Genomic DNA, 2,485 nt, shown 5'->3' on the forward strand with positions numbered 1-2,485 from the left:
GCTCAAGTTCAACGTCACCGATGCCGGCATCAAATACCGCACGTCGACCGCGCTGACGCAGTCGATCGAGGTGGTCGAACGCCGCGTCAACGAACTCGGCACGACCGAACCCATCGTGCAGCGGCAGGGCGACGACCGTATCCTTGTCCAGGTGCCGGGTCTTCAGGACCCGCAAAGGCTGAAGGAAATCCTCGGCCAGACCGCCAAGCTGACCTTCCAGATGGTCGACCAGTCGATGCCGGTGCAGGACGCGCTCAACGGCCGTCCGCCTGCCGGCTCGTCGGTGCTGTATTCGCAGGACGATCCGCCGGTTCCGTATCTGATCGAGAACCGCGTCATCGTCTCGGGCGAAAACCTCGTCGATGCGCAGGCGACCTACAATTCGCAGAACAACGAGCCGGTGGTGTCGTTCCGCTTCGATTCGAAGGGGGCGGCGCGCTTCGGCCAGGCCACGGCGCAAAATGTCGGCAAGCTGTTCGCCATCATCCTCGACAACCAGGTGATTTCGGCGCCGCAGATCCGCGAGCCGATCCTCGGCGGCACCGGCCAGATCTCCGGCAATTTCACCGCCCAGAGCGCCAACGATCTCGCCGTGCTGCTGCGCGCCGGCGCGCTGCCGGCGACGCTAACCGTCATCGAGGAGCGTACCGTTGGTCCGGGCCTTGGCCAGGATTCGATCCATGCCGGCAAGGTTGCCGGCATCATCGGTTCTATCCTCGTCGTTGCCTTCATGTTCGTCGCCTACGGCTTCCTCGGCTTCCTCGCCAACATCGCGCTGGCGGTGCACGTGGCGATGATCGTCGGCGTGCTCTCGCTGCTTGGCGCGACGCTGACCTTGCCTGGTATCGCCGGTATCGTGCTGACCATCGGCATGGCGGTCGATTCCAACGTGCTGATCTACGAGCGCATCCGCGAGGAGCGGCGCGCCGGCCGCTCGGTCATCCAGGCGATCGATACCGGTTTCACCAAGGCGCTGGCGACCATCGTCGATTCCAACATCACCTCGCTGATCGCCACCGTGGTGCTGTTCTATCTCGGTACCGGGCCGGTGAAGGGCTTTGCCATCACCTATGCCATCGGCATTCTGACGACCGTCTTCACCGCCTTCACCTTCACCCGTCTGCTGGTCTCGATCTGGCTGCGGCGTGCTCGCCCGAAGGAATTGCCGAAGGCGCCGGTGACCTTCGTTCCGCCCGGCACCAAGATCCCCTTCATGGGCATCCGTCGCTGGACGTTCACGCTGTCCAGCGCACTTTCGATCCTGTCGGTGGTGCTGTTCATGACCGTCGGCATCAACTACGGCATCGATTTCAAGGGCGGTTCGCTGATCGAAGTGCAGGCCAAGAGCGGCAATGCCGATCTCGCCGACCTCCGCGCGCGGCTGACCGAACTCAACATCGGTGAAGTCCAGGTGCAGCAGTTCGGTACGCCGAACGACGTGCTGATCCGCGTCGGGACGCAGGATGGTGGCGAAAATGCCGAGCAGACCGTCATCGACAAGGTGCGCGGCGAGCTGCAGGATAATTATGACTTCCGCCGCGTCGAAGTGGTGGGACCGACCGTGTCCGGCGAGCTCGCCAAGCAAGGCACGATCGCCATGCTGATCGCGTTGCTCGGTATCCTGATCTATGTCTGGTTCCGCTTCGAATGGCAGTTCGCGGTCGGCGCCATCGTGGCGACGGTGCACGATGTGGTCATGACGCTCGGCTTCTTCGTCATCTCCGGGCTGGAGTTCAACCAGTCGTCACTGGCGGCGATCCTGACGATCATCGGCTATTCGCTGAACGATACGATCGTGGTCTATGACCGTGTCCGAGAGGATCTGCGAAAATACAAGCGCATGCCGCTGCCGCAACTCCTGAACAACGCCATCAACGAGACGCTGTCGAGAACGACGCTGACCTCGGTGACGACGATCCTGGCGCTGCTGGCGCTGGTGCTTTTCGGCGGCGAGGTGATCCGCTCGTTCACCATGGCCATGCTGTTCGGCGTCATCTTCGGCACCTATTCGTCGATCTTCATCGCCGCCCCGCTGCTGATCCTGTTCAAACTGCGGCCGCAGGCTACGGCCGACGAGGAGAAGCCGGTCAATGGCGGCAAGGCGGTCGCGACCTGACGCGCGCCCCCGAAGAGGTTTAACGGTGACCAGCAAAGGCATCGTCATCCGCGAGGCGCATTTCCCGGGCCGCGCGCCGATCGAAGCCTACGGCAATGGCGGATTCCGCTTTGCCGACATGTCGCATCGCGGTTCGCTGCTCTGTCTGCCATCCGGCATCCATGGCTGGGAGCCGGTGGACCCCTTGGCGCTGACGGTGGCGGATTTTGACAGGCTGCTGTCCGAGGCCGACAAGATCGAGATCCTGCTGGTCGGCATGGGCAGGGATCTTCGGCCGTTGCCCGCTGCATTGCGGGCCGCGCTGAAGGCCGCCGGCGTTGCATCCGACCCGATGTCGACGGGGGCCGCGGTGCGGACCTACAATGTCCT

The 2,485-nt window shown here is 63.4% G+C and carries 2 protein-coding genes; both read left to right on the top strand.

Translation table 11 applies throughout. The annotated features are described in order from the left end of the window. On the top strand, positions 1–2,116 hold a 2,116-nt coding region (gene secD / locus ENZ74_RS28925; protein WP_127313188.1), incomplete at its 5' end, for a protein translocase subunit SecD. Further along, positions 2,091–2,485 (top strand): MTH938/NDUFAF3 family protein (locus tag ENZ74_RS28930; protein WP_164761284.1); only part of this gene is annotated, 395 nt, incomplete at its 3' end. The genes secD and ENZ74_RS28930, both read left to right, overlap by 26 nt.

The organism is Mesorhizobium sp. M7A.F.Ca.CA.002.15.2.1, assembly GCF_003998715.1.
In the GTDB taxonomy this organism is placed as follows: domain Bacteria; phylum Pseudomonadota; class Alphaproteobacteria; order Rhizobiales; family Rhizobiaceae; genus Mesorhizobium; species Mesorhizobium ciceri.